This is a genomic window from Mesorhizobium sp. M0136 (genome assembly GCF_040322515.1).
Taxonomy (GTDB): Bacteria; Pseudomonadota; Alphaproteobacteria; order Rhizobiales; family Rhizobiaceae; genus Mesorhizobium.
The window spans coordinates 164,332-188,943 of sequence record NZ_JAMYTP010000011.1; the positions used below are offsets into that span (position 1 = coordinate 164,332).

Annotated in this window: 23 protein-coding genes and 1 pseudogene; 14 read left to right on the forward strand and 10 right to left on the reverse strand. The window is 59.8% G+C overall.

All coding sequences use genetic code 11. From position 1 onward, the window contains the following. Position 1: 1 nt before the first annotated feature. The 7 genes from NKJ35_RS15805 to NKJ35_RS15835 all read right to left on the reverse strand — a co-directional run bounded on the left by NKJ35_RS15805 (position 2) and on the right by NKJ35_RS15835 (position 6,913). Positions 2-1,096, reverse strand: coding sequence for a BMP family ABC transporter substrate-binding protein (locus NKJ35_RS15805; protein WP_352648343.1), 1,095 nt, complete (start codon positions 1,094-1,096; stop codon positions 2-4). Between the two features lie 27 nt (positions 1,097-1,123). Continuing rightward, entirely contained in the window at positions 1,124-2,503 is a 1,380-nt protein-coding gene (locus NKJ35_RS15810; protein ID WP_352648273.1) for an amidohydrolase, read from the reverse strand. A gap of 1 nt (position 2,504) precedes the next feature. After that, complete coding sequence (locus NKJ35_RS15815) at positions 2,505-3,164, reverse strand: glutathione S-transferase family protein (RefSeq protein ID WP_254819361.1); 660 nt, start codon at positions 3,162-3,164, stop codon at positions 2,505-2,507. Further along, entirely contained in the window at positions 3,161-4,006 is an 846-nt protein-coding gene (locus NKJ35_RS15820) for an aromatic ring-hydroxylating dioxygenase subunit alpha (RefSeq protein WP_352479347.1), read from the reverse strand. Before NKJ35_RS15820 ends, NKJ35_RS15815 begins: the two co-directional genes overlap by 4 nt. Beyond that, positions 4,003-4,653: a Rieske 2Fe-2S domain-containing protein gene (locus tag NKJ35_RS15825; RefSeq protein WP_352648275.1), complete on the reverse strand. Its 651-nt coding sequence runs from the start codon at positions 4,651-4,653 to the stop codon at positions 4,003-4,005. Before NKJ35_RS15825 ends, NKJ35_RS15820 begins: the two co-directional genes overlap by 4 nt. Positions 4,654-4,796: 143 nt before the next feature. Next, entirely contained in the window at positions 4,797-5,066 is a 270-nt protein-coding gene (locus NKJ35_RS15830; RefSeq protein ID WP_352648277.1) for an acylphosphatase, read from the reverse strand. Between the two features lie 812 nt (positions 5,067-5,878). Next, the gene (locus NKJ35_RS15835) at positions 5,879-6,913 is read right to left on the reverse strand and encodes a LacI family DNA-binding transcriptional regulator (protein WP_352648280.1); all 1,035 of its coding nucleotides are present in this window, start codon (positions 6,911-6,913) and stop codon (positions 5,879-5,881) included. A 166-nt stretch (positions 6,914-7,079) separates the two neighbouring features. Here NKJ35_RS15835 and NKJ35_RS15840 point away from each other — a divergent pair, with 166 nt between their 5' ends. From NKJ35_RS15840 to NKJ35_RS15890, 12 genes and pseudogenes are all read left to right on the forward strand, one after another. Beyond that, a complete protein-coding gene (locus NKJ35_RS15840; RefSeq protein WP_352648281.1) occupies positions 7,080-8,126 on the forward strand; it encodes a sterol desaturase family protein in 1,047 nt (348 codons plus the stop codon). 96 nt (positions 8,127-8,222) lie between these two features. Continuing rightward, positions 8,223-9,188, forward strand: a complete 966-nt coding sequence (locus NKJ35_RS15845) for a sugar ABC transporter substrate-binding protein (RefSeq protein WP_352648284.1) — start codon at positions 8,223-8,225, stop codon at positions 9,186-9,188. A 134-nt stretch (positions 9,189-9,322) separates the two neighbouring features. Then, the gene (locus tag NKJ35_RS15850) at positions 9,323-10,333 is read left to right on the forward strand and encodes an ABC transporter permease (RefSeq protein ID WP_352479442.1); all 1,011 of its coding nucleotides are present in this window, start codon (positions 9,323-9,325) and stop codon (positions 10,331-10,333) included. A gap of 9 nt (positions 10,334-10,342) precedes the next feature. Beyond that, positions 10,343-11,365, forward strand: a complete 1,023-nt coding sequence (locus NKJ35_RS15855) for an ABC transporter permease (RefSeq protein ID WP_352509024.1) — start codon at positions 10,343-10,345, stop codon at positions 11,363-11,365. A gap of 58 nt (positions 11,366-11,423) precedes the next feature. Further along, the gene (locus NKJ35_RS15860; protein WP_352479341.1) at positions 11,424-12,218 is read left to right on the forward strand and encodes an ATP-binding cassette domain-containing protein; all 795 of its coding nucleotides are present in this window, start codon (positions 11,424-11,426) and stop codon (positions 12,216-12,218) included. Between the two features lie 138 nt (positions 12,219-12,356). Continuing rightward, a complete protein-coding gene (locus NKJ35_RS15865) occupies positions 12,357-13,361 on the forward strand; it encodes a Gfo/Idh/MocA family oxidoreductase (protein WP_352648287.1) in 1,005 nt (334 codons plus the stop codon). Then, positions 13,358-14,317 carry a sugar phosphate isomerase/epimerase family protein gene (locus tag NKJ35_RS15870; RefSeq protein WP_352479339.1) on the forward strand — a complete coding sequence of 320 codons (960 nt, stop codon included), beginning with the start codon at positions 13,358-13,360 and terminating at the stop codon, positions 14,315-14,317. Before NKJ35_RS15865 ends, NKJ35_RS15870 begins: the two co-directional genes overlap by 4 nt. 11 nt (positions 14,318-14,328) lie before the next feature. Beyond that, entirely contained in the window at positions 14,329-14,637 is a 309-nt protein-coding gene (locus NKJ35_RS15875) for a MocE family 2Fe-2S type ferredoxin (protein WP_352648289.1), read from the forward strand. A gap of 5 nt (positions 14,638-14,642) precedes the next feature. After that, positions 14,643-14,729, forward strand: a pseudogene (locus tag NKJ35_RS30910) (hydroxypyruvate isomerase); the annotation flags it as partial. Between the two features lie 50 nt (positions 14,730-14,779). Beyond that, positions 14,780-15,604 carry a 3-methyl-2-oxobutanoate hydroxymethyltransferase gene (locus tag NKJ35_RS15880; protein WP_352648291.1) on the forward strand — a complete coding sequence of 275 codons (825 nt, stop codon included), beginning with the start codon at positions 14,780-14,782 and terminating at the stop codon, positions 15,602-15,604. A gap of 5 nt (positions 15,605-15,609) precedes the next feature. Further along, on the forward strand, positions 15,610-15,960 hold the full coding sequence (locus tag NKJ35_RS15885; RefSeq protein WP_352648293.1) for a MurR/RpiR family transcriptional regulator: 351 nt from the start codon (positions 15,610-15,612) through the stop codon (positions 15,958-15,960). A 37-nt stretch (positions 15,961-15,997) separates the two neighbouring features. Next, complete coding sequence (locus NKJ35_RS15890) at positions 15,998-16,396, forward strand: MBL fold metallo-hydrolase (protein WP_352648295.1); 399 nt, start codon at positions 15,998-16,000, stop codon at positions 16,394-16,396. Between the two features lie 209 nt (positions 16,397-16,605). Here the strand turns inward: NKJ35_RS15890 and NKJ35_RS15895 are convergent, their stop codons facing one another. Beyond that, positions 16,606-17,475 carry a LysR family transcriptional regulator gene (locus tag NKJ35_RS15895; RefSeq protein WP_352648298.1) on the reverse strand — a complete coding sequence of 290 codons (870 nt, stop codon included), beginning with the start codon at positions 17,473-17,475 and terminating at the stop codon, positions 16,606-16,608. Between the two features lie 234 nt (positions 17,476-17,709). Between NKJ35_RS15895 and NKJ35_RS15900 the strand changes: the two genes are divergently transcribed. After that, positions 17,710-17,865, forward strand: coding sequence for a YjiS-like domain-containing protein (locus tag NKJ35_RS15900; RefSeq protein ID WP_352648301.1), 156 nt, complete (start codon positions 17,710-17,712; stop codon positions 17,863-17,865). A gap of 10 nt (positions 17,866-17,875) precedes the next feature. Beyond that, positions 17,876-18,859 carry an aldo/keto reductase gene (locus NKJ35_RS15905; protein WP_352648303.1) on the forward strand — a complete coding sequence of 328 codons (984 nt, stop codon included), beginning with the start codon at positions 17,876-17,878 and terminating at the stop codon, positions 18,857-18,859. A 153-nt stretch (positions 18,860-19,012) separates the two neighbouring features. Here NKJ35_RS15905 and NKJ35_RS15910 read toward each other — a convergent pair whose 3' ends face one another. After that, the gene (locus NKJ35_RS15910) at positions 19,013-20,857 is read right to left on the reverse strand and encodes a calcium-binding protein (RefSeq protein ID WP_352648305.1); all 1,845 of its coding nucleotides are present in this window, start codon (positions 20,855-20,857) and stop codon (positions 19,013-19,015) included. A 1,080-nt stretch (positions 20,858-21,937) separates the two neighbouring features. Next, on the reverse strand, positions 21,938-23,878 hold the full coding sequence (locus NKJ35_RS15915) for a calcium-binding protein (RefSeq protein WP_352648307.1): 1,941 nt from the start codon (positions 23,876-23,878) through the stop codon (positions 21,938-21,940). Positions 23,879-24,612: the final 734 nt, after the last annotated feature.

A 24,612-nucleotide genomic window follows, 5' to 3' on the forward strand; every position in this document is an offset into this window, starting at 1 on the left:
GTCACTTGGGCAGCGGCGTGGTGACACCCTTGACGTGCCAGTCCATTGCGACGATCTCGGCATCGGTCATCGTTTTTCCCGCGGGGACTCCCTCGCTGCCGTCGGCCTTGGCGACCGGACCGGCAAAGGGCGAGAAGCTGCCGCCGGCGATCTTGGCTCCAACCTCTTTGATCCTGTTCATCATCTCGGCCGGGATACCCGGGTTCCAGTCGACGACCTCTACAACCTTGTCGCCGACACCCAGGAAAGCGTTGGCGCCCTTGAACTTGCCGGCGAGGTGGGCGTCGACCGAGGTTTTGAAGAAGGGTGACCAATCGGTCGCCACGCAGCCTAGATAGGTTTTAGGCGCATATTTCTTCATCGACGAATTGAGGTTGAAGGCAGGGACGCCGGCCTCCTCGCAGGCCGAGACGACGGAGGGCGTGTCCTGCGCGTTGGAGAAGATCACATCGCACTTCTGCGCCAGCAGCGCCTTGGCGGCTTCCTGCTCCTTGGCCGGATCGAACCAGGAGTTCACCCATACCACCGAAACCTCGACATCGGGTTTCACCGCTTGCGCGCCCAGCGTGAAGGCGTTGATGGAGGTGATCAGTTCGGGAATGGCGAAGGCGGAGACCGAGCCGAGCTTGCCGGTCTTTGACAGCGCGGCGGCCGCCATGCCCATCAGGTAGGTACCCTGGAAATATTGGGCCGCGAAGGGCGAGAAGTTCGGCGCTACCTGGAAACCGGAAGCATGCAGCACGGTGACGTCGGGGTTCCGGCGCGCGATCTGCAGGGCACCGTTCTGGTAGCCGAAGGAGCCGGCGATCAGGAACTTGTTCCCGTCGGCGACCACCTTGTTCATGATGCGGTCGGCATCGGGTCCTTCCTGTATATTCTCGATGATGGTGACCTTCACCTTATCGCCGTAGGCTGCCTTCACCGGCTCGAGCCCGTCGGCGAGCGCACGGCCCCAGCCGACATCGCCGACCGGCGACGGGACCACGAGCACGATGCCCAGAGGTTCGTCGGCAGCAAGCGCGCGGCCGCCCGCCGCTGCGACGAGGCCGGAGGCGGCCGCGCCCTTCATCAATGTTCTGCGGGTAAGATTTGTCAGCATGTAGGTTCCCCTTGTTTTCGGTTTCTAGAATTCCACGGTCGCGAGCGCCGCCTCGGCTTCCGCGAACAGCTGCGCCTCGTCGAGCCCCGGGAACTCGCCCTTGGCCCAGACGATGCGGCCGTTGATCATGGTCATGTCGGTCGGCATGCCGATGCCCACCTTGGCAAGCAGGCTCAGCGGATCGTGCCGCGTGCCGACATAGTCCATGCGCCGCGTATCGATGGCGAAAAGGTCGGCAGCCATGCCAGGCGTCAGCCTGCCGATGTCGCCGCGCCCGAGCAGCGCCGCGCCCCCCGTCGTCGCATAACCGAGAAAATCGGCCGGCGGCGGAACGGGATGGTCGCGTGTCGATGCCGACAGACATTGCAGCATGTAGGCGGAATGGATGCAGTGCATCAGGTTGGAATTGTCGTTCGAGGCTGCACCGTCGCAACCTAGTCCTATGCTGAGGCCGAAGGCCGACATCGCCGGGATATCGGTGATTTCGGCGCCGACGAGATAGACCGGCTCAGGGCAATGCGAAACGCCGGTGCCGCTTGAGGCCATCTTGCGCAGCTCGTCGTGGGTTAGCTCCCAGCAATGGGCATAGAAGGCATCCGGCCCGCAGAAGCCGATCTCCGCGCAGTAATCCACCGTCCGCATGCCGTGACGGTCCTCGATGACCGGGCTTTCGCCCTCGCCGACATGGGTATGCATACGCACCCCGCGATCACGCGCTAGCGCCACCGATTCCACGAAGGTCTCGCGATAGCAGTTGACTGGCTGGCAGGGCGCGACGGCCACCTGGCGCATGCTGAAAGGACCGGCATCATGATAGGCGTCGATCAGCCGGGCGCAATCGGCGATGAACTCGTCCGTCGTCTCCAGCATGGCGTCGGGAATGGTCGAGCCTTTCGATTTCGGTAGCGTGTTGCCGCCGCGTCCGGCATGGAAGCGCATACCGAGGAGTTCGGCTGCTTCGAACTGCCGGTCGATCAGCCGCTTGCCGGCCTTCCGCGGAAAACAATACTGATGGTCGAATGCGGCCGTGCAACCGTGCTTTATCAGCTCGGCCATGGCCGTGACCGAAGCGTGGTAGAAGCATTCCTCGGTCAGCCGCGAGAAAATGGGATAGATGCGGTCGAGCCATTCGATGACCGACAACTTCGTCCAGTCCAGATCGGCGCGGTTGCGCACGAAGCATTGAAAGAAGTGATGATGGGTGTTGACGAGGCCGGGATAGACGAACCAGCCGGCGGCGTCCTGCGTGACGGTCCCGACGGGCAACTCTCCCTTGTCGAGGCCTTCGCCGATGGCCCGTATCGCCGGGCCGTCGGTCAAGAGATCGACATTGCGCCGGATGTCCGGACCGTTGCCCTCGTCCACGATGACCGCTGCGCAGTTCTTCAGCAAGTGGCCCGCCAAGTCACGCCTCGCCGGCTTCGAGGACGGGCTCGGGCTTCAGTTCGTGCAGCCGGTGGATACCGGGCATCTCGATGAAGCCCTCGAGACTGCGGATCGCCCGCGACCAGAGCCGGATCGCGGGATAGGGGTCGAGCGAAACGCCGCCGTCCGGCGCCAGCGCCACATAAGGAAAGCAGGCGACGTCCGCGATCGTCGGCCTGTCCGACGCGAGGAAGCGCTGGCCGCGGATATGCTGTTCGACGAGGCCGGCTTCCAGCTCCCGCAGGGCCGCTATCCCCTGCCCATGAAGGGTGGCGATATCGCCCGGACGCAGCAGCATCTCGTGCAAGCGCGCCGCCCCCAGGCTGCCGGTCAGCCGATGCGAGAAGGAAAGCCATTGCTGGACGCGTGCCGCCTGCAGAGCAGTATCGTTGCCCAGCCATTGCGGTGCGGCCTTCGCGGCAAGATAGACCAGCATGGCCGAGGATTCGGTCAGGACGAGGTCGCCATCCTCCAGGATCGGGATCGAACCCGCCGGATTGAGCGCCATGAGTTCGGGACCGCGATGCTCGGCGCCGGGATGGAAATCGACGGGGCGGATGTCAAGCTTCACCCCGGTCAGCGCCGCCATCAGGCGCGCCTTGTAGCAACTCGGGGACAGCACGTAGTCGTAGAGCTTCATTGCGCCACCAGTTGCGCGCCGTAGGTGTAGCCGTGGCGTTTCAGCCAGCGCCGGTAGGCAACCGATGTCAGGTCCGCCCTTGTGGGGATCTCCATGCCCGGATCGAGCGGCAGCAGCCTCGGGATCTGGTTTTCGAGAATCGACCGGTCCTGAAGGAAGATCGTCTGCTGGAAATGGATCAGGTCTGCCATCGATGTTTCGTCGTCGAACAACGCCATCCACGGCCAGACGTCGCACAGGTCTTCGGCAAGCGGCTGCACGAAAAGCGTGATGACGTCCCATTCATCCGGGCGCGGCGGGCAGGTCTTGTAGAGGATCGAGCAGGTCGGCGCAGGCACGCGATACATGTATTCGGTGGTTATGCCGCCTTCCGCCGACTTGGCGGCCTGCGGCTGGTAGAACTTCACCTGGGTCGCCCAAACCTCGTCTTCGTCCTCCCGTATCTCGACCTTGTAGTTTGGGACTTCCGTGTGCGGCTCGGCCCCCAATATGTCCGTATGCACGAAGGGGAAATGCGCAATGTCCAGGAAGTTCTCCACCGCGCGCAGCGGCGAGCAGCGCACGCGCACAACCCCGACATCGACGAGCCGGCGGCCGGGCTGATCAGCCTCGGGGATGGCAAAGAGCGCCTTTTGCGGGTCGCCGAGCGACGACCAGACATGGCCGTAGCGGATGCAGACCGGCAGGGCACGTCCGTTGCTGCCCGTGACCTTCGCGTTTCCGTCTGCGCCGAGCCTCACCCCGATCGGCTCGCCCATGAGCGCCGTCTGGCGCTCATGCGTGTCAAGCCGGCCGGCAAGGCCGACCGGATACCATTCGTCGATCATCGCGTTGCGGGTCATTGGGCGACGCCACTGCGCAGAATATCCTCGGCGGTCCGCCGTAGCGTCTCGGCTGCCCTCGACGCAGCGATACGCTTGGCCGGACCAGTGCCTTCGTCGACCAGAACATGCATCAGCGTCCGCGCTTTCCCCTGGGGGGTGAGCAGCAGCCGTAGGGTCTGGGCATTTTGCGCGTAGTCGAGCAGGCCTCCGTCGGCCTTCGTACCGGCGGCCGCCTCCAGCGCGGCAATGCCCGCCTCTACTATCATGGAGCGAAGAGGGGCTAGGCCGTCGAACCGCGGCGGCCGAGCGGTGGGTTCGCCTACGGAAATCCATATGATTCCGCCGCTGTCCTCGACGGGCTGTGTTGCGACACCAATCGTTTCCGGCGGCGTCAGGCCCGGATGGGCCGGAATGCGCAAGCAGTTTCCGGCCTGGGCATAGCTCCAACCGTGATAAATGCAGGACAGGGCCTCACCGCGCACGAAACCACGGGAAAGGCGCATGCCGCGATGAGGGCATCTGTCCGCGAAGGCCGCCGCGCGGCCGGACCGGCTTCGCCAAAGGGCAATCGGTCCGACCGGGGTTTGCGCCGGCATTACGGTTCCCGCTGGCAAGTCCACGGAGAGGGCAACTGGCATCCATGAGCCGGACGGATAGGGCAGCATGCATCAACCTTCGAACGACATCGACCCATCTTCCCAAATGCAGATTCGCGGTCAAGACATGACGATCAGTCCGATCACGTTTGCACAATATTTTCGCACTGGCAACAATGCCCAAAAAAGAGGCAGAGACCCTGGTCCCAAACCTAGCCTGATTCGTTTTCTATCGGCGTCCGACGAATGGCCTCGACCCAGACATCGATTGGTCCAAGAGAGCACCCCATCTCCATCATATCGACCAGTTCCGCACGACCGGCAACGTCGAGTTCGATCCGGTCGGCACCGGCAACGAATATTGCCGGCGCGAGGCCGAGCTTGGCGGCATGACGCTCGATCCATGGAAGAAAGGATGCCGCTTTGACATCGCCGAGGATTGTCATGCGCTCGCGTGTAAAACGTCGATCTTGCTCGTTCATGAAGGACCCTAGCAACGAAATTGATATACAGATACGTCGTATCCAATCACGTGGCTAAGGGCGTGAAAAGGCGGGCGGATCTTTCGCCGACAAGGACGCTCGTCATCCTCGGCGACCGGTCAAGACCGGTCGCTGCCGTCCCGATGCTCCTTGGTAAGCGACAGACCTTTGACGGGCCATGTCCGGTAGCCCGTCATCGAGGGATCGGTTCGGAACTGCGTCGCAAGATCGGTCATCCGGCTCCAGGACTTTCCTAAAAGCGTATTTTCGGGAAACCAAGCCAGACGGCACCTGCGGAATAGGGGCGCCGGGGTCGCGGAACCATACGGAACGATGCGGGAAGATTTCTGATCTATACGAAAGGAGTACAATTCATTGAGGTCGGCCAGGAACCACCGACGGCTGGCGGTTGGCCAACTCCTGAAGGGCTCACGCAAAGGGCTGTATCGATGGCCACAGCGTTGGTTGTTCAAAGCGCTGCAGCCGGGATTGCTCGGGCGCCGGAGATGGCGCGCAGCTCTTCGTGGATGATGCGAAGCAGGCATTTGGTGTGGCCAATTTCAAAGCGTCCGGTGGGGGCGGAACGATGCGAGACAATACGGGAAACTCTCTGATTTAGGCCCACGAAAAAGCCAATAAAATCAATAGTTCGAGGACGTCCTCCAACGGTGCGCGACAGTGACCGTCCTACCAATGATGAATGGTGCCTTTAGATTGTTCATGCAGTCTCGACGAGGTTCGGAACCAGCGATCGGCAGCCTTGGCCGGACTAGCCCGATCCGCAAAGCACCGCTGGAGCCGAGATAAATGCGTCAGATGTTTTCCGGCGTGACTATTTCAAAAGGTATAGACCGCTGAAGGGTCGCGACCGGTGCTTGCGGTCCAATCACGTCAATCATCGTCTGCACAAGGAGGGCCGAGGTCGCCTCGAGTGGATGACAAAGAGCTGCAGTGATCATTCCCTCGGACAAGCCTTTTCGCGTATCGGGGCCAATGTCACGGCAAACCAGCTTGATGCCCGCCCGCCTTTCGGCAGGGATCTCTCGCAGCGCACGGAGCACTCCAGTTATTCCGCCGCCCACGATCAGAATTCCTACGAGATCATCAGTCGTCTTCAGGAGTTCGGCCACCATACGGTAAGCCTCGCTCGATTCCTCATGAGTAGGGCGACTTTCTTCCACTGTGAGCCGCGGAGCGTGTTCGCGCAAATACGAACGGAAGCTGGCATCTGAAACATCTTGGCATTGATATCGGTGATTTCCTATGAAAACCGCAATGCGACCCGGACCTTGGGTGGTTTGCGCAATCAAGAATGCCGCCGTACGCCCCAGCTTCCAGTTGTCCGTTCCCACATAGGCCGCTCGTTCCGGCGCGGATTGGTCCGTAATGTAAGCAACAACGGGCTTCCCCATTTCCTTCAGTGAACGGATTGCCTGTCCTATTATAGGGTGATCTGGTGCGATCACCGCGACTACATCGCAGGTGTCGCCGAGCGCCACGAGTCGGCTGGAGATAGTCTCCGGCGTCAGGAGATCCACAAACTCGACGATGGCCTCAACAATTTCGTCGCGACGATCGCGACAAGCTGCGATGATTTTCTTCCCGAACAGTTTGTAGAGCTCACGGGTCGATTGCTGCAGCAGGAAACCAAATCGGTGATGCGGCGACAGTTTCTTGGCCCGGTCGTCGATCGCCCCGATCCCATAGAATCCGATTTCTTCGGCTGCGCTTTGTACTCGTTGCACGGTCTTTGGGCGAACGGAAACCGTCCCGCTGAGGATTCTGTTCACAGTCGCCACTGATACGCCAGCGGCTTGAGCGAGGTCGCGAATGGTAGGCCGCCTCATTGATCCTCCGCTGCTGTATCATCATGATTGACACTAAATGATACGAATGCGACCTAAATACTATTTTTGTGTTCCGACGATATCAAGCCTCCGATATGAATCGCCTCCGCATTGAAGCCCGAACTGGTCCAAGGCCGGTTGGATGGTCGGTCAGGAGGCTATTAGGATGGATGACGTTCAGTATGGAACGCGCGACAAACGCGGAAACTGGGTCCCGCACCGCCGCGCCGAGCCGGTGCCGATCTGGCATCGCCCGTTCAACGCCAAGAAGGTACTGGCTTGGTTTCCCGAGTTTCTGTGGCCTTGGAACGCCTTCCACATGGCCACGGCAATCATCTGGGTCAACTTGCTCATTCCGAACTGGGACAGCCTGGCAACCTTTTCGCTGCTCAACTACCTTTGGCTGTACGGCCTGAACGCAGGGGGCATTTTTCTCTTCTACGGGTTCTTTGAGCTGCGCTATTACATCCAGCGCAAGCAAGAGACGCGCTTCAAGTATAATCCAAAATTCCCCTCCGACGCGCCGTCCGACGTCTTCTGGTTTCAGAGCCAGAATATCGACAATTTCAGCCGGTCGTTTTTCATCACTATACCGCTGTGGACCGTGGTCGAAATCGTGATGCTGTGGGCCTACGCTAATAGCTGGGCGGTCTGGCTGCCCTGGACGACGAATTGGCTTTACCTATCGTTCCTCGTCATCATCGCGCCGGCCGTGCATGAGATCTATTTCTTCTTCCTGCACCGCGCCATCCATTGGCCGCCGCTCTACAAATGGGTGCACTCGGTTCACCACAACTCGATCAACCCCAGTCCGTGGTCGTCGCTGTCCATGCATCCGGTGGAAGGGTTCCTCTACCATGCCGAAGCCTGGCTGCACCTGCTGATCCCATCCAACCCGGTCTGCGCGTACTTCACGCTGCATGGGGCCGGCTTCGGAGCGGTGAATGGCCATCTTGGGTTTGAGACCTTCGAACTCACCGACAAGATCAAGCTCGATAGCCATTCCTACGTCCACTACCTGCACCACAAGTATTTCGAGGTGAACTACGGCGGTGACGGTCTGGTCCCTCTCGATAAGCTTTTAGGCACTTGGCACGACGGTAGCAAAGAAGCTGACGAGGCTATGAAGGCGCGCTTCCGCAAAAAGAAAGAAAAGCTGCGCGCGCAACAGGAAGCCCGCGGCGGCCCGGCCACTGGAATGCCGGCGGAATGACGATCAGACGCTGTCTCGACTAAACCGAGAGGAGCGGGTGCGGGGCAGCCAGGCTTTTGTTGAAACCCGCGGGGCGGGTAAACCGGGAGGAAGACTATGAAGCTTTTCAAGATACTTGTGTCCACAGCAGTGCTGGCTGCGTACAGCACCAGCAGCACGCTCGCCGCCGACATCTTCGTTATCGGCGGCAAGCCGGACGATCCATTCTGGTCAATCGTCAAGCGTGGTGCCGAAGACGCCGGTAAGGTGGTCGAAGCTCAAGGTGGTAAAGTCACCTGGCTCGGGCCGCAGAACTACGACAATCTGGGTGTGGACGCGGCCGAACTGATCCGCCAAGCCATCGACCAGAAGGCCGACGCCATTGTCGGTCCGGACTGGGTGCCGGAAGCCATGGATCCGGCGTTCAAGGCGGTTGTGGACGCTGGCATTCCGCTTGTTATCTACAATGCCGGCGGTTTGCAGGCGGCTGATCGCCTCGGCGCTATGAACTATGTCGGCTCGGACGATTACAAAGGTGGCGTCGCCGGCGGCGAGTATCTCGCTAAGGCCGGCAACAAGAAAGGCGTCTGCATCAACACACTGCCGGGTGCGGCCAATATCGAGGCCTACTGTGGTGGCTTTAGGGCAGGGATGAAGAATGGCGGCGGCGAGGCCGATGTGTTGCCGTTGCCAGCTACCTCCTTCGGCTCGGCAACAGCAGTGGCGCAGGCGGTGAAGGCCTATCTGCTGCAGCATCAAGCCGTGACCGCGGTGTTCACCATCGGCAATGTCGACGCCAATTCGGCCATGAACGGTATTACCCAGGCCGGCAAGGCCGGGCAGGTTCAACTCTGCGGCATCAACTTTGACGAGACCATCCTGAACAACATCAAGGATGGAAAACAGGCCTGCGCGATCGACCAGCAGGGCTACTGGCAAGGCTACCTCGCCGTCTCAATCTTGAATGGCAAGGTAAACTACGGGCTGACTGTGCCGACGCGCGAGATCCTCACCGGTCCTGGGATCATCGACAAGAACACTGTCGAGCTGACCATTGCCGGCGTGAAGGCCGGCGCGCGATAGGTGTCCTTACGGCCGCCCGCCGTGTGAGGGGGGCGGCCAGTGCATTCTACTTCCATAGCGACCGCAATTTTTGGCGCTCGATAACTCGCGGATTACCCATGACGGCACATCCCGTGACATCCACCCCAACGCCGATGGCAAATCGCGGCCGTTCTGGACTGGCCCTGGGTCGTCTGGCGCGGCGGCCCGAGACGGGCTCGTTCCTGGGCATGGTCGCAGTCTTTCTGTTCTTCGCCATATTCGGAGGCAGTGGCTTTTTGTCAGCAGCCGGTACGGCCAGTTGGCTGAGCATCGCCTCCGAGATCGGCATCATCGCTCTGCCGATAGGGCTGCTGATGATCGCTGGTGAGCTGGACATCTCGGTCGGCGCCGTGATTCCCGCGGCCTCTCTAACGGCCGCGATCATATCCGGCTACTATGGCCTGCCTGATTGGCTCGGCATCACGGCCGCCCTTGGGCTCGGTCTTGCCATCGGCTTGATCAACGGCGTGTTCGTCACACGAACCACGATCCCGTCCCTGATAATTACAATAGGAACGATGTTCGGCACAATGGGCCTGACGCTGGGCCTTACGGTGATGATCGCCGGCAGCACCGGTGTCTCGCTGGTGCCCGACGAACTCACGAAGACGCTTCTCGGCCAATATCTCGGGGGCATGTTCCAAGTGACGATTCTCTGGTGGCTCGTCTACATCGCCGCCCTTCTGTGGCTCCTCCACATCTCGCCCGTGGGCAACTGGATCTATGCACTCGGGGGCGACAAGGAGAGCGCGCGCAACGCGGGCATCCCCACCAAGCGGCTTACCATCGGTCTATTCATGCTTTCGGGGTTTTCCGCCGCGTTCGTCGGAGTCAGCCAGGTGATGGTCTACCAGAGCGCTCAGGTTCTGGCTGGGCAGTCCTTCATCTTCAATTCGATCATGTGCGTGGTCATCGGGGGCGTTCTGCTTACCGGCGGATTTGGCTCGGTCGTAGGTATCGTGTTCGGCACGATCACCTTCTCTATCGTAAACCAGGGCATCTACTTCACGAGTATCGATCCCAACATGGGAAGCGTCATCATCGGCGCGCTTCTCCTGATCGCCGTACTCACCAACGACACCTTTCGGCAGCTGGCGCTCAGCTACTCATCGAAGAAGGTTTGAGGGACCGCCATGACTGAGGCAATCAAATCCTTGTTGCGCCGCCCGGAAGCAGGCTCGATCCTCAGCCTGATCGGGGTGGTGCTGTTCTTCGTATTTTTCGGTGGCGTGGACCTGGGTACACTCCTTGGGGCGGCGAGCTGGGTGAATTTCGCCGCCAATCTCGGCATTGTCGCCATTCCGGTCGGTCTGCTGATGATCTCGGGTGAACTCGACATCTCCATCGGCGCATTGATTCCCGCGGGCTCTATGACCACCGCCATCCTTAGCGGTTACTATGACCTGCCCATCGCGGTGGGCATGGCCGGCGCCCTGGCGGTCGGTGTGGCGGTCGGCCTTGTCAATGGTTTGCTGACGATCCGCACCTCGGTGCCTTCGTTGATCATTACGCTCGCCACCCTGGTTGCGATGCAGGGCTTGGTGCTCAGTGGGTCCGTGTTGCTAACTGGCAACGCTAGCGTTGCCGTCACCGCGCCCGAATGGGCCAAATTCCTGTTCGGACAGCTTATCGGTGGAAGCCACCAGGTCATCATCGTCTGGTGGGTAGTGTTCGCTGTCATCATTGGCTTCGTGCTGCACAAGACCCGCTTTGGCAACTGGCTGTTTGCAATGGGCGGCGATCGCGTCAGCGCCCGCAATGCAGGCATTCCGATAAACCGCATGACCATCGCACTGTTCGTGCTGTCCGCCGTCAGCGCCACATTCGTTGGCATGTGCCAGGCGATCCTGTTCAACTCGGCCCAGGTTTCCGGCGGAATGAACTTCATCTTCAACGCAATCGTGTCCGTGGTGGTCGGCGGCGTACTGCTCACGGGAGGGTTCGGCTCGGTCATCGGCATCTTCGTCGGCACCATCACGTTCGCCATTGTCAGCCAAGGCATCTACTTCACCCAGATCGACCGGAACTGGTCGAACCTGATCATCGGCGTGATGCTTTTGACGGCGGTGCTGATGAATCAGGCATTCCGGGAACTGGCTCTGTCTTACCGGCGAGGTTCGAAACAAAGCGTGCCGAGGGCACCCATACAGCACTGAGCGATGCGGCTGCAGTTGCGATCAGCGACTGCTTGGAAGAACGAAAGATGCGACAATTATGAGCGAAAAACCTGCCATTCTCGAACTGAAAAATGTCAACAAGTCTTTCGGCCCGATCGACGTGTTGCATAACATCTCGCTGCAAATTCGCCGGGGTGAGGTCTTGTGTCTCCTCGGCGACAACGGCGCCGGAAAGTCCACTCTCATCAAGGTGTTGGCAGGCGTCCACAAGCCGACCAGCGGCGAGATCCTGATGGACGGAAAGGCGGTCAGCTTCGACCGTCCGAGCGCTGCGCAGGAGCGGGGCATTGCCACCGTGCACCAGTTCGGCGGAACGTTCCCCTTAATGAGCATCGGCCGCTCCTTCTTCGTTGGATTGGAGCCGACAAAGGGTTGGGGTCCGTTCAAGATCTACGACCGCAAGCGCGCCAACGAGATCGCGGTGAAAGCGGTGCGGGATTTCGGCATCACGCGTATCGACGACGGTGACCGGCTTGTTGGTGGCCTGTCAGGCGGGGAACGCCAGTCTTTGGCCATTGCCCGCGCCGTGCATTTCGGCGCTCGCGTTCTGATCCTCGATGAGCCGACGGCAGCGCTCGGCGTCAAGCAGGCAGCTCACGTGCTGCGCATCGTCAATGAAGCCAAGCGGCGCGGTCTCGCGGTCATCTTCATCACCCACCAGGTGATGCACGCGATGGCGGTGGGAGACCATTTCGCCGTCCTCATTCGCGGTGCGATCGCCGCCGATTTCCGGAAGCGCGAGAAAACCCGCGAGGAGATCACCGACCTGATGGCCGGCGGTGAAACCATGGCTGACCTCGAGGCGGAAATCGAGCATGAATTGCATGCATGATCACAATGAAAATGCGCCGCCTCTCGAGCTGGATGGGCGGGCGGCCCGATCGTTTTCCTCGGGAAACCTCTGCCTTCGACCGGCCCTGATGACCCTTGGCGCCACCAGCCTCTTCACGTCGAACAAAGCAGAAGAAATATGACAATACGGATCGCAGTGATCGGTGCCGGTGTGATGGGCGCCGACCACGCCAGGATAGTGGCGGAAGACCTTCCCGGAGCAAGCCTTCAGCTGGTGTGCGACATGGATGAGGCGCGTGCCCGCACTGTTGCCGACACCTTTGGTGCGCGCGACATCTCCACCGATCCAGAAGATGTTGCCGCGCGGAAGGACGTGGACGCAATCATCGTGGCGAGTCCCGATACCACGCATGCGCCGCTGTCGAAGGCCTGTATTGCCGCCGGCAAGCGTGTGTTGTGCGAAAAGCCCCTCTCACAAGCGTCCGCTGACTGTATCGCGGTGATGGAGGCCGAACAGAAGTCGGGCGCGAAATTCGTCCAGCTTGGTTTCATGCGGCGCTACGATCGCTCCTACGAAGAGATGAAGCGAGCGCTTACAGACGGCCGCCTTGGCCGGCCCCTGATGATGCACAATTTTCACCGCAATGTCGAAACGCCGGCGGCAGATTTCACCGGCGCAATGGCTATCACCAATTCGGCCCCACACGAGTTCGATGTCGTGCGCTATGTGCTCTCGACGGAATATGCGTCGATTTCGGCCTTCCAGCCGAAGCGCTCAGATGCCCGGGTCGCGCCTGTCTTCATGGTGCTGGAGACGGTCGATGGCCAACTCGTCAACATCGAGATCAACAACAATGCCGCCTATGGTTACGATGTCCGTGCCGAGCTGATCGGCGAGCGGGGCACCGTTGCGATGAACAACGTCGCCTACACTCGCATCGATTCTGCGCTTGCACAGAGCACGAGCTACGACGCCGACTGGCGGACCCGCTATGCCGATGCGTACCGTCGGCAGAACCGCGACTTCCTACGCTTCGCCATGACTGGTGAGTTCCCGGCAACCGCTGCGAATTGCTGGGACGGTTATTGCGCCGCCGTCGTTGCCGAGGCGGGCGTGAAGGCGTTGCACGAGGGCCGCCGCGTACCCGTCCAAATGATCGCAAAGCCGGAGTTTTACGCGTGAAGCTGGGTTTCGTTTCAGACAGCCTCGGCAACCTGCCCTTCGAAACGATGCTGGATCATGCGAAGCGCATGGGTGTCTCCGGCGTCGAGGTGAACACCTGTGGCTGGTCCACCGCGCCGCATTTTCGGCTTTCGTCCATGCTGGGCAACAGGGAAGGCCAGAAGCGCTTCGTTGGCGCGTTCGAGGCGCGCGGGCTAGAAATCATCAGCCTCAACGCAAACGGCAATCCGCTGCACCCGACCGACCCGGCCCAGGGCGAAGGGCTGAAAACCACTATTCGCGTCGCGGGCGAAATGGGCATCCGGACGGTCTGCACCATGAGCGGCCTCCCGGCCGGCAACGCTGCAGATACAATGCCCAACTGGGTCGTCTCGTCGTGGCCGCCGGAAACACAGGCCATTTTGAAATACCAGTGGGAAGAGAAGCTGATTCCCTTCTGGACCGAGATCGTGGCGTTGGCTGAAGAGAACGGCGTGGAGCGCATCGCGCTTGAACTCCACGGCAACCAGTGTGTCTTCAACGTGCCCTCGCTTCTGAAGTTGCGACAGGCGGTCGGACCCGTCGTGGGGGCGAATCTGGACCCTTCGCATCTGTTCTGGATGGGTGCCGACCCGCTGGCGGCGGCTCAATCTTTGGGCGAGGCGGTATATCACGTTCATGCCAAGGACACGATGCTCAACGCACCAGTGCAGGCGACGACATCTCTGCTCGAGAATGGCAGCCTGATGGATCTTCCAGCCCGGTCATGGAGCTACATCACGCTTGGCTTCGGCCATGGCGAGGAGTGGTGGCGGCAATTCTGCTATCGCCTCAAGATGGCCGGCTATGACGGCTGGCTTTCCATCGAGCATGAGGACGTGCTCCTGAACTCTCTGGAGGGACTCGAAAAGTCCGTAGCGCTACTGCAGGGGGTCATGCCGTCCGCCCCCGCCGACTACAAACCGCAAGCCATCTGAAGGAAGGTTCCATGCCTTGGATCGACGCCTGTGCCGCCGCCGACATCGAAGCCGAGGAAGCCAAGCGCTTCGATCATGGCGGTCGCACCTTTGCGCTCTTTCGAAATGATGCGGACGAATATTTCTGCACCGACGGGCTTTGCACGCACGAGAGTATTCACCTCGCTGACGGTCTCGTAATGGGGAATACAGTGGAGTGTCCTAAACACGCATCCGTCTTCGACTTCACGACTGGGGACGTAGAGACCCCGCCCGCTTGCGAGAATCTCAAGACGTACAAGACGAAGGTCGAAAATGGCCGCGTCATGGTCGAGATCTGAGCCATATGGACCAGCCGTTGCAGCTTGCAGCCTGCGCCGAGATGCTCTGGCGCGACCGCCCGATTACTTGGCGCGCCGAAATGAATTGGCCATTCATCGCCAAGGCGCTGTTTGACTGCCTGATCCCCTGCGGAGGCTGATTATGGGCATGTATCACAACCGTCCTCATGTCGAGGACATCCGCAAGATGAAGAAGAGCGGACAGAAAATCTCCATGCTCTTCGTCAGCACCCCGGATGAGGCGGCTGCCGCAGCCGCCGCCGGCATCCATATGCTCTCCATCGAAGGTCGATATTTCGATCCGGAAATGCGCCAAGCAGCCGGCGATTGTTTCGTACAAGTCGGTTTGCCATATGGCAGCTATGGGAGTTTCGCGGGCCGCCCGCTCGCAACAGCGGAGGACTACCTGCGTGCAGCGTTCCACTTTGCCGGCACAGGCGGCGACGCCTTTTATTGTGCGGCGTCATACGACATCCAGAAGACGTTATGCGACAACTACATTCCTGTCGTTGGCCATATCGGCCTGGTGCCGTCTTATATCACCTGGACGGGTTGGCGCGCAGTCGGCAAGACCGCGGACGAAGCAGTGCGCATTTGGCGACACACCCAAAAGCTGGAGCAAATAGGAGTCTTCGGCGCGGAGCTGGAAGTCGTCCCAGATCGCGTTGCGAAATTCCTCACCGAAAACTCCTCGCTTGTCATGCTAGGCATGGGCGCTGGCAAATATGCCGATGCGCAGTACCTCTTCACAGAAGACGTTTGCGGTTACGGCAAGAACCATAAGCCGCGACACGGAAAAGTTTATCGAAACCTTGGCCCTGAGCTGGAGAAGATTCAGGACGAGCGCGTCGCTGCCTTTAAGGACTACAAGGCAGACGTCGATTCAGGCAGATATCCCGGTTACGAGCACACGGTTCCGATTGTGGATGCCGAGTTCGATATCTTCATGAAGATAGTTAAAGTTTGAGAACTATGTCTGTGGGCTCATCTTATCCCTCACGGACATGCGGTCGACAGCGCGTATCAGTTGACAACCGACGAGCGCCATCGCTTGACGAGCTCAAAGCGCTGATTGCCAAAAGGGAACTGACACTTCCGGAGAAGTCGGAGGCTGTCGCCCGGGTGATATTTGCGGAGCCGGATTACGTGGCTTTCGAAAATGCCGCCGCAATCGCGCGCCGATGCCATGTATCACCCGCGACCGTGTCCCGACTTGCATCGCGTCTCGGGTTTGGGTCGTTTGTGGAAATGCAGAGCTGCTTCCGAAATCATATACTGCATCGATTCAAACTTCAGGAAGAATACGTGAAGGCGAACTGCTGAGGATCATGTGCACGGACTTTTGACCCCCGACGGCCGAGTGCTCTTTCCAAACTTGACGGCGATCGTAATTCCCGAGGCGGCTGTTGGGAGCTTTTTCGCTTACGCCCACCTTGCGCAGTTCCGGCCCCTGCTGAAGCCTGTCGAGAATGGCGACCTGGTGGGTGAGCGATTGAGGGCGGTCGCCCTGCCGGGTCATGCTCCCGGTCATACCGGCTACGCGTTCGACACGGACGAGGACCGTTTCCTATTCTTCGGGGACGTCGTTCATGTGCCGGCCTTGCAGTTCGGCAATCCCGCGTTCAGTTGGGGCCATGACGACGATCAGCCGACGGCGCGCGCAACCCGCCTGAAGGTTTTCAGTGACGCGGCCAAGGCGGGGGACGTGGATCGCCGGCGCGCACCTTGGCTGGCCGGGCATCGGTCGCGTGGTGCGTAAGGGCGAAGCATACGGCTATGAGCCGGCAGGAGGACGAGTGACCGGATAGGCGGCCCGGTGCTGATCGGTTTATACCGCTCTCTTCGCCCAAGGCAAGGATCTCGACGAGCAGCGCGCCTCACTCCGGCGTCCTCAACAGCGGCGGCGCATCGTCCGGCCCACAAAATATCTGATTCTTGATCCACTGGCGGCCGATCGACGCCTGAGGCTTACCGGATCGGCGTCTCGCCGCGAAACAGCGGCTGGTGCGCCCGCATCAAGGCGGCAATCCGGTCGGCGACTTTTCGTACCGGCGGCGAGTGACGTTCCTCGTGATGGGTGACGATCCATTGGTCGGTTTCGAGCTCGGGGATAGGCTGAGCGACGCGAACCAGCCGCGGATCGCTGTCACCGACGAAGCACGGAAAGACCGAAAGGCCGGCGCCGGCGGCCACCAGTTCACGCACCGCATGGGTGTTGTTGCCACGTACGGCGATGCGGTCGCCGTGATGGGCTTGCAGCCAGCGCGCCGATGCAACGTTTGCGCCTTCGCCGGTGACGCCGACGAACAATCCAGCGGCGATGCCGTTGATCAGGTGACGTCCGGAATAAATGGCGTGAGCGACTTTGCCGCTCTGACGGCCGGCCAGCCACTGCTCGGTCGGACGCTCGCTGCGGATGCCGATGTCGGCGGCACGGCGGCCGATGTCGACCCGCTCGGTCGTGGTGACAAGCTCCACCCTTATGCCGTCATCGACCGTCCAGATCTCGCCGATATGGGCGGAAACGAAGGCCGACGTCCATGGCCCGGCCGAGACGCGGACAATGCGGTCGGGCAGGTTTCCCTCGCGCCAGCGGGTCAGCGACTGCATTGCTGCCTCGACGTCTTCGGCGCGCCGCAGCAGTTCTTCGCCGACCGGGGTCAGCCGGTAGCCGGTCTGCTGGCGCACGAACAGAGGTTCGCCGATCTGCTTTTCCAGCGCGGTGACGCGTCGTCCAAGGGTGGCTGCGCTGAGGCGCGTGGTTCCCGTCGCTGCGCTCAAGCCACCCAGCCGCGCAACGTCGAGAAACAACCTCAGATCGTCCCAGCCGATATCCATTTTGCAGAAATGAAAAACTCCTTGCGACCGTGGCTGTAGCGCGAAGGGCCATCATGCGCAAGTATGCAGGCGTTGGACGCGTTGGACATTCTTGCTTGGCGGGACAGTGACAAGCGCCTCGGCTGGCTAAGAAGCCACCGCAATCTTTTCGATCGCACATGCGCTTCGCGCCGATGCTTTGCGCTTTCGACCAACCCAAGCGCGCGGGCATTCTGCACGCCAAAGGAGACGATCATGTTGGATGAACTTCGACACCGTTTCGCCCGCTGGCTTGCCTATCGCCAGACGCTTGCGAGCTTGAGGCGGGCCCCAGACAGCACACTTGCGGATGCTGGCATTTCTCGCGAAGAGATCCGCGAGCATGCCCGCCACGCCAGCGTGCGTCGTTGAGGAACCGGGCATGCAGATGATTGAGCTTTGGGATGGCCGCTCGGTACCGGGCATTGGCATCGGCACCTGGGCGGCGGGTGGCCCCGCGCGTTGGCGTGACACGGCGACAACCTATGGCGAGGTCGATGACATCAGGTCGCAAGCCGCGCTGGCGGTGGCCTATGAGATCGGCGCGCGGGTGTTCGACACGGCGGCCGCCTATGGCGCCGGCAATGCCGAACTGATCCTCGGGCGAGCGTTGAAGGGTAAGGACGAAGCCGTCATCGTCACCAAGGTCGGCTATTTCGGCGATCCCGAAACGCGCAAGATTGCTCCCGAGGATGCCTCTGCCGCAGCGATCCGGACATCGATCGACAATTCGCGGCAGCGCCTGCAGCGCGATTGTATCGACGTCGCGCTGCTACATATCAACGAGTATCCGATCGAGCGCGCCGGCGAGGTGTTCGATACGCTCGGCCTGTTGCGCCAGGAGGGCAAGATCGGCGGCTTCGGCTGGAGCACCGATCACCGCGAACGGCTTGCCGCCTACGCGCCGCGCGAGGGCTTCGTCGCCGTAGAGAACGACTTCAATGTGTTTACCCCGGCGAACGGGCTGATGGCCGTTGCGGCGCGCGAGAACCTCGTCTCGTTCAGCCGGCTGCCGCTGGCAATGGGGTTGCTCACCGGCAAATACACGCCGGCCATGCGGCTGCCCACCAACGATGTGCGCGGCGGCAATGCCGAATGGATGGTATTTTTCAGGGATGGCGCCGCCAACCCGCACTATCTGTCAAGGCTCTCGGCAATCCGCGACCTGCTCACGTCGGGCGGACGCACGCTTGCGCAGGGCGCGCTCGGCTGGATCCTCGCCAAGTCGGCAATCGCGCTGCCGGTTCCCGGCTTCACGCGGCCCGAGCAGGTCGAGGACAATCTCGGTGCGCTGGAAAAAGGGCCGCTGCCGGCAGCGGTGATGGCCGAGATCGACGCCGTGCTGAAAATTGCCGAGACTGCTTAGGGTGTGGCGAATCCGAAATTCGCATTGGCGATAACGCGACCAACTTCGATCTCTCTGCTGTCTGCCGATATCGCATTTTTCTTAGTCAAGCTTCCGTGGCGCGATTGAAGGAGCGGCGGACACGCTCGAGTTGAAGGTCCGCCGCTCCGGTTTTCAGATCAAAGAGTGATGCTGCAACGGGAGATGGGTGGCGAGCTGCGCTTGAGCTGAGCCGCCGACCGCGTCGCTGTCGAGAGAGAGCGACCCGGTTGAGCTGTCAAAGATGATGTGGTGGGAACCATCATCCGTGGCCGTACCAGCAGGAGACGCATGCAATGAAAGCCCGCCCGACTTAAGCTCGGCAAGAGCGGCTTGATCGAGGTGGAGCTTGTCCTGAAGCTTGCTGAAGTCGAAGGCATCGTTGCCTCCGTGACCCGACATGATCTCGGCGGCGGCGCCGTTCTTTGCCTGGGCCCCGACATTTTCACCGCTCTGCACGGTCTGGGCGAACCCATGGCCGGTCAGGTTGGTTGCCGTTCTGTCGGAGTGATTGTTGGTGGCGAGAAACTCCGAGCCGGCAGAAAGAGCATGGCTCAACACAGCCAGCACCCGGTCAACGCCGCTGCCCAAATCGTCCATCTTGTTGCCGCCAGTGTCGACATGGGAGGTGTCGTTGCCGCTATGGCCCGCCATTTCGTCGGTGCTTGCACTTGCATGGGAGGCATCACTGGTGGCCTTTCCGTGACTGGCCGTGCGGTGGGAAGTCGCAGCTCCAGCAGAATTACTATCGCTAGTGCTGGCGTCGGAAGGGGCGATGGCGGTAGCAGTCGCAGTAGAAGTGCCATGGCTGGTCTTGGAGTCGGAGGCGGCCACAGTAGAGCTATTATCGGCAGCGGTGGCAGCGGAAGGCACAGTTGCAGTGGAACTGCTATCGCCCGTCGCGGCTTCGGAAGAGGCCGCGGCAGTCGAACTGGTATTGCCGGTGGCGTCGTCGGAAGCGGCAGTTACAGTCGAACTGCTATCGCCGGTGGCGTCATGGGAAGGGGCAGTCGCAGTCGAACTGCTATCGCTGGCGGTGGCGTCGGAAGGGGCCGTAGCAGTCGAACTGATATCGCCGGTGGCGTCATGGGAAGGGGCAGTCGCAGTCGAAGTGTTGTCGCCGGTGGCGTCATGGGATGGGGCAGTCACAGTCGAACTGCTATCGCTGGCGGCGGCATCGGAAGGGGGTGTCGCGGCAGCGCTGCCGTCGCTGGTGTCGGAAGGTTCGGCCCCGGTGGTAGCGAGGTTGTGCTCCCGGAAAACGGCCTGCAGTTCGGAGGAGCTTTCAAGCGCGGTGTCGCCGTTCTGCGTTCCCCATTTGTAGGTGTAGTCGAAGCCGGGCGTCGGAACCAATGCGGCCCAATGATCGATCATGGTTTGCATCTGTTCGGGGGTGGGCATGACATGTCTTCCGCCATCGGAAGTCTCCCAGTTACCGCCGCCAAAGGCCTGATATACCGGAACGATGTTGTTAGCCGGGATGCCCGACTTCACCGCTGCAGCCACGGCTCGATCGATCATGTCGTAATCGACCGTGTCCGTTCCCGTGCGCACCGGATAGGGGTCTATTCCGAAATAGTCGATATGCGTGTTGGCCGGATTGTAGGTGTTCGTAAAATCCGGATTGGTCGGGGATCCCATATTCATCATGGTGATGAAGGTCTTGGCGCCCGGAAAATGCTCATGGATCCAGTCGGATTCCGCCTTCAGGTTCTCAGCGGTTGCATAGGTGCCCCACCTGCCGGTGGGATCGGGCTCGTCAACAAGATAGAATCCGAACACGTTCGGATTGCCGAGGAAGGGGGTCATTTTCTCGATGAAGGATGAGGTTACGCCCTCGTGCTCATTCAGATACACCAGGCCCTTCATGCCATCCGGCAATGCGTTGACCTGGCTAACATATTGAACGTCGGCCAGATTGAAGCCAGCGTTTGCGATTTCGGTGGCGGAACCACCCGAGGTGTAGTGCAGAGTTGCCATCCAGTAATCCTTTTTCTCGTTCGATAGCGCCCGAGGCCTACCTACTAGAGGGTGTATATTAGCGCCAAATCACATAAAGACACCCGTTGATAAAATCATTGAGCGTTTGTAGGAATGCTGCATGCATTGTGGCTTATTTTCATAAAAACGGGTTGTACACAAGAAACTTATCGCTTTTCTTAAGTCACAATCCCGGCTGAATCGCGACTTTATTTTGAAATAGCTGTAGCTTCGCAACTTAGGACGTTTAAATTACGGCAAATTACATTCTTGTTTGTTTTTGATTTATCAATTTACCTTACGAGATGAAAATCAGACAGACGTTAGCCACAAGAGCCAAGCCGCTCGGCGGTCTCACTGCCGCAAGCAATTAGTTGTGGACAATTCGTAGGCATCTGCGCGCTCAGCGGGCGGCAGATCTCCGTGATCGAGATCAAGTCAATGTAGGAAGCCGCTCAAGGTGAGAATAGGGGCGGTTCCCAGTTGGAGCGCCTGCCGCACTCGCCCATGAGGAAGACTTAAGCGACATCAAAGCGGTTCGGCCCACGTTACAAGCGAGCGACAACTGCGGAATGACTGCCGGGTTCGCGGTGCCTGGTTCCTGCTCTCGCGCTCAAGTAATTGGCAGTCCCGATTTATCGATCGTGATCTGCGAAGGGGCGGTTTGTGAAGCCATGGCCGCTATTGCGCAGCGGATCTGATAGCGGCCCAGGGATCTGATACTCGATACCGGGCTCAGATGGGATCTGACCGTGCGTTGCCGACAAGAATCGAATAAGAGTAAAGAGACGAGAAAGTGCACACCGGATTACTCGCGAAGCCGTTTTGCTTCGTCGTCATGCACGGTGCGATGAGCTTCTCTTTCACTGAGATGCACTAAGTCCGTTTAAGACACGGAAGCGGCCGCGAACCGCGCCGAGTAAACTCGGTGGCGGGCAGATTCAAGCCACCCTTCAATGATACCCTGCTAGCGAACCCGCTGGTGACGAAGGTTGGGCACCCGCTTTGGAAAAATCCGGTGCTTGAACAAAGACGGAGCGGCGGACCGGCTCGAGCAGAAGGTCCGCCGTTCCGGGTCGTTCAGATCACAAGAAACGAACCTGCTGCAAGCGACAGACCTGGAGAGAGCGTGGCGAACTGTATTTGAGCTGCGCCACCGATCCCGTCGCTGTCGAAAGAGAGTGCTCCGGTTGAGTTGTTGTAGATGATATGATCGGAGCTATCATGTGCGGCCGCACCCGCAAAGAAAGCATCGGATGAAAGGCCTCCCAGCTTAAGCCCGGCAAAAACCGCGTCGTCGAGCTGGATCTTGTCCTGGAGCTTGTTGAAGTCGGTGATCCTGTCGATATTACCGGCTCCAAGAGCGCTGTTGAACACGAAGGCATCATTGCCTCCGTTACCGGTCAAGATGTCGGCACCTCGTGCGCCGTTGATGATGTTCGCGCCGGCGTTGCCCTGGATGGCTTGGTTAAACTCGTTGCCAGTGAGATTGATTGCTCCCGTGCCGGAAGGATTTGTGGTGGCAAGAAGCTCAACTTGGGAGCCGGCCGAAAGAGCATAACTCACCGTGGAAAATACCCTGTCGCCGCCGCCGCCGGCCGCTTCAATCACCCTGTCGCCAGCATTGTCGACGACGTAAGTGTCATTGCCGCCATAGCCTGTCAGCGTGTCGGCGCCACCCATACCGTTGATGTAATTAGCACCGGCATTGCCTTGGATCGTCTGGGCGAACTCGTTGCCAACGAGATTGATTGCTGCCGTGCCGGAGGGATTCGTGGTAGCAAGAAGTTCGACCTGCGAGGCTGCCGAGTGCACAAGCGCAAAGCTTGCTGAGGCGAGCACCTTGTCGATACCACCGCCCACCGCCTCGAACACCCTGTCGCCGGCATTGTCTACATAGTACGTGTCGTTGCCGCCATAGCCGGTCATGGTATCGGCCCCACCCCCGCCGTTGATGACATTGGCGCCGGCATTGCCCTGGATAGTCTGGGCGAACGCATTGCCGGTCAGGTTGATCGCCGTGGTGCTGGACGGGCTGTTGGTGGCGAGAAGTTCGATCTCCGATCCGGCCGCAAGCGCATGACTTACGGAGGCGAATGCTTTATCGGTACCGCCGCCCGCAGCCTCAATCTCCTTATCGCGGACATCGTCGACATAATAGGTATCATTGCCGCCATAGCCGATCATCGTGTGGCCGCCGGCTCCGTGGAATACATCGTCGCCACTGGTGCCATATAAGGTGTCGCTTGTGTCGACGGGAGGCGGGGTGGTTCCGGTGGTAGCGAGGTTGTGCTCCCGGAAAAAGGCCTGCAGTTCGGAGGAGCTTTCAAGCGCGGTGTCGCCGTTCTGCGTTCCCCATTTATAGGTGTAGTCGAAGCCGGGCGTCGGCACCAGTGCGGCCCAATGATCGATCATGATTTGCATCTGTTCGGGGGTGGGCATGACATGTCTTCCGCCATCGGAAGTCTCCCAGTTACCGCCGCCAAAGGCCTGGTAGACCGGAACGATGTTGCTAACCGGGATGCCCGATTTCACCGCTGCAGCCACGGCTCGATCGATCATGTCGTAGTCGACCGTGTCCGTTCCCGTGCGCACCGGATAGGGGTCTATTCCGAAATAGTCGATATGCGTGTTGGCCGGATTGTAGGTGTTCGTAAAATCCGGATTGGTCGGGGATCCCATATTCATCATGGTGATGAAGGTCTTGGCGCCCGGAAAATGCTCATGGATCCAGTCGGATTCCGCCTTCAGGTTCTCAGCGGTTGCGTAGGTGCCCCACCTGCCGGTGGGATCGGGCTCGTCAACAAGATAGAATCCGAACACGTTCGGATTGCCGAGGAAGGGGGTCATTTTCTCGATGAAGGATGAGGTTACGCCCTCGTGCTCATTCAGATACACCAGGCCCTTCATGCCATCCGGCAATGCGTTGACCTGGCTAACATATTGAACGTCGGCCAGATTGAACCCGGCGGTTGCGATTTCGGTGGCGGAGCCACCCGAGGCGTAGTGCAGAGTTGCCATCCAATATTCCTTTGTCTCATTCGATAGCGCCCGGGGATTGCCTACTAGAGGGTGTATATTAGCGCCAAATCACATACCTGCAGCCTCTGATAGAATGGTTGATCGCCAGTAGGAATGCTGCACAGAGGGAGAAATCCCAATAGATGTATTAAATAAATATCAAGTATACAACCACGTTAAGCTCGCACAGCTATGCAGATAAATCCAATTTAATTGAAAATCGAAGATTAATTGTCTAAAAATTTAGCATGCATGTTGCGGTATTGAATTGTTAATTTAGCTGTTAACCTGCAAATTTACAGATCAGAAGAACATTTAATCTAAGGGACAAGGCCCTTCGTAGTCTCATTGCCGCAACCAATTAGTTGTGGACAATTCGTAAGCGTCTGCCCGCTCGTCGCGGGATATCGGTCGGCAGATCAGGTTTTCGACATCGGAGGGGTCGAATCGGCTTGCCCGCTGGTCGCAAGGAGGCAAGCCGCGTCAGGGATTGTGGGTGAGAGGGCTGATCATCATGCCTGGTAACACGCGGACCGGACAGGGAGCTTAGGAATCCCAGCGTAGAGCAGCCGTACAGCGCACGACTGTCGGAAGGGCTTTCTTCGGTTGGCTTATCAGTAACGAGTCCGGCTTGGCAGAACTCGCCAGAGTTCGAGGCACAATTCATCGGCGTATCCACAAGATGCCGTCGAGGTGCTTCGCGCTGTGCGTAAGGCCGTGATCCCAATGCGGTT

Excerpts from the sequence above, each read along its gene's own strand:
- NKJ35_RS15815 (WP_254819361.1), bottom strand. The coding sequence starts at position 3,164 with ATGAAGCTCTACGACTACGTGCTGTCCCCGAGTTGCTACAAGGCGCGC.
- NKJ35_RS15820 (WP_352479347.1), bottom strand. The coding sequence starts at position 4,006 with ATGACCCGCAACGCGATGATCGACGAATGGTATCCGGTCGGCCTTGCC.
- NKJ35_RS15825 (WP_352648275.1), bottom strand. The coding sequence starts at position 4,653 with ATGCTGCCCTATCCGTCCGGCTCATGGATGCCAGTTGCCCTCTCCGTG.
- NKJ35_RS15830 (WP_352648277.1), bottom strand. The coding sequence starts at position 5,066 with ATGAACGAGCAAGATCGACGTTTTACACGCGAGCGCATGACAATCCTC.
- NKJ35_RS15835 (WP_352648280.1), bottom strand. The coding sequence starts at position 6,913 with ATGAGGCGGCCTACCATTCGCGACCTCGCTCAAGCCGCTGGCGTATCA.
- NKJ35_RS15840 (WP_352648281.1), top strand. The coding sequence starts at position 7,080 with ATGGATGACGTTCAGTATGGAACGCGCGACAAACGCGGAAACTGGGTC.
- NKJ35_RS15845 (WP_352648284.1), top strand. The coding sequence starts at position 8,223 with ATGAAGCTTTTCAAGATACTTGTGTCCACAGCAGTGCTGGCTGCGTAC.
- NKJ35_RS15850 (WP_352479442.1), top strand. The coding sequence starts at position 9,323 with ATGGCAAATCGCGGCCGTTCTGGACTGGCCCTGGGTCGTCTGGCGCGG.
- NKJ35_RS15855 (WP_352509024.1), top strand. The coding sequence starts at position 10,343 with ATGACTGAGGCAATCAAATCCTTGTTGCGCCGCCCGGAAGCAGGCTCG.
- NKJ35_RS15860 (WP_352479341.1), top strand. The coding sequence starts at position 11,424 with ATGAGCGAAAAACCTGCCATTCTCGAACTGAAAAATGTCAACAAGTCT.
- NKJ35_RS15865 (WP_352648287.1), top strand. The coding sequence starts at position 12,357 with ATGACAATACGGATCGCAGTGATCGGTGCCGGTGTGATGGGCGCCGAC.
- NKJ35_RS15875 (WP_352648289.1), top strand. The coding sequence starts at position 14,329 with ATGCCTTGGATCGACGCCTGTGCCGCCGCCGACATCGAAGCCGAGGAA.
- NKJ35_RS15880 (WP_352648291.1), top strand. The coding sequence starts at position 14,780 with ATGGGCATGTATCACAACCGTCCTCATGTCGAGGACATCCGCAAGATG.
- NKJ35_RS15885 (WP_352648293.1), top strand. The coding sequence starts at position 15,610 with ATGTCTGTGGGCTCATCTTATCCCTCACGGACATGCGGTCGACAGCGC.
- NKJ35_RS15895 (WP_352648298.1), bottom strand. The coding sequence starts at position 17,475 with ATGGATATCGGCTGGGACGATCTGAGGTTGTTTCTCGACGTTGCGCGG.
- NKJ35_RS15900 (WP_352648301.1), top strand. The coding sequence starts at position 17,710 with ATGTTGGATGAACTTCGACACCGTTTCGCCCGCTGGCTTGCCTATCGC.
- NKJ35_RS15905 (WP_352648303.1), top strand. The coding sequence starts at position 17,876 with ATGCAGATGATTGAGCTTTGGGATGGCCGCTCGGTACCGGGCATTGGC.
- NKJ35_RS15910 (WP_352648305.1), bottom strand. The coding sequence starts at position 20,857 with ATGGCAACTCTGCACTACACCTCGGGTGGTTCCGCCACCGAAATCGCA.
- NKJ35_RS15915 (WP_352648307.1), bottom strand. The coding sequence starts at position 23,878 with ATGGCAACTCTGCACTACGCCTCGGGTGGCTCCGCCACCGAAATCGCA.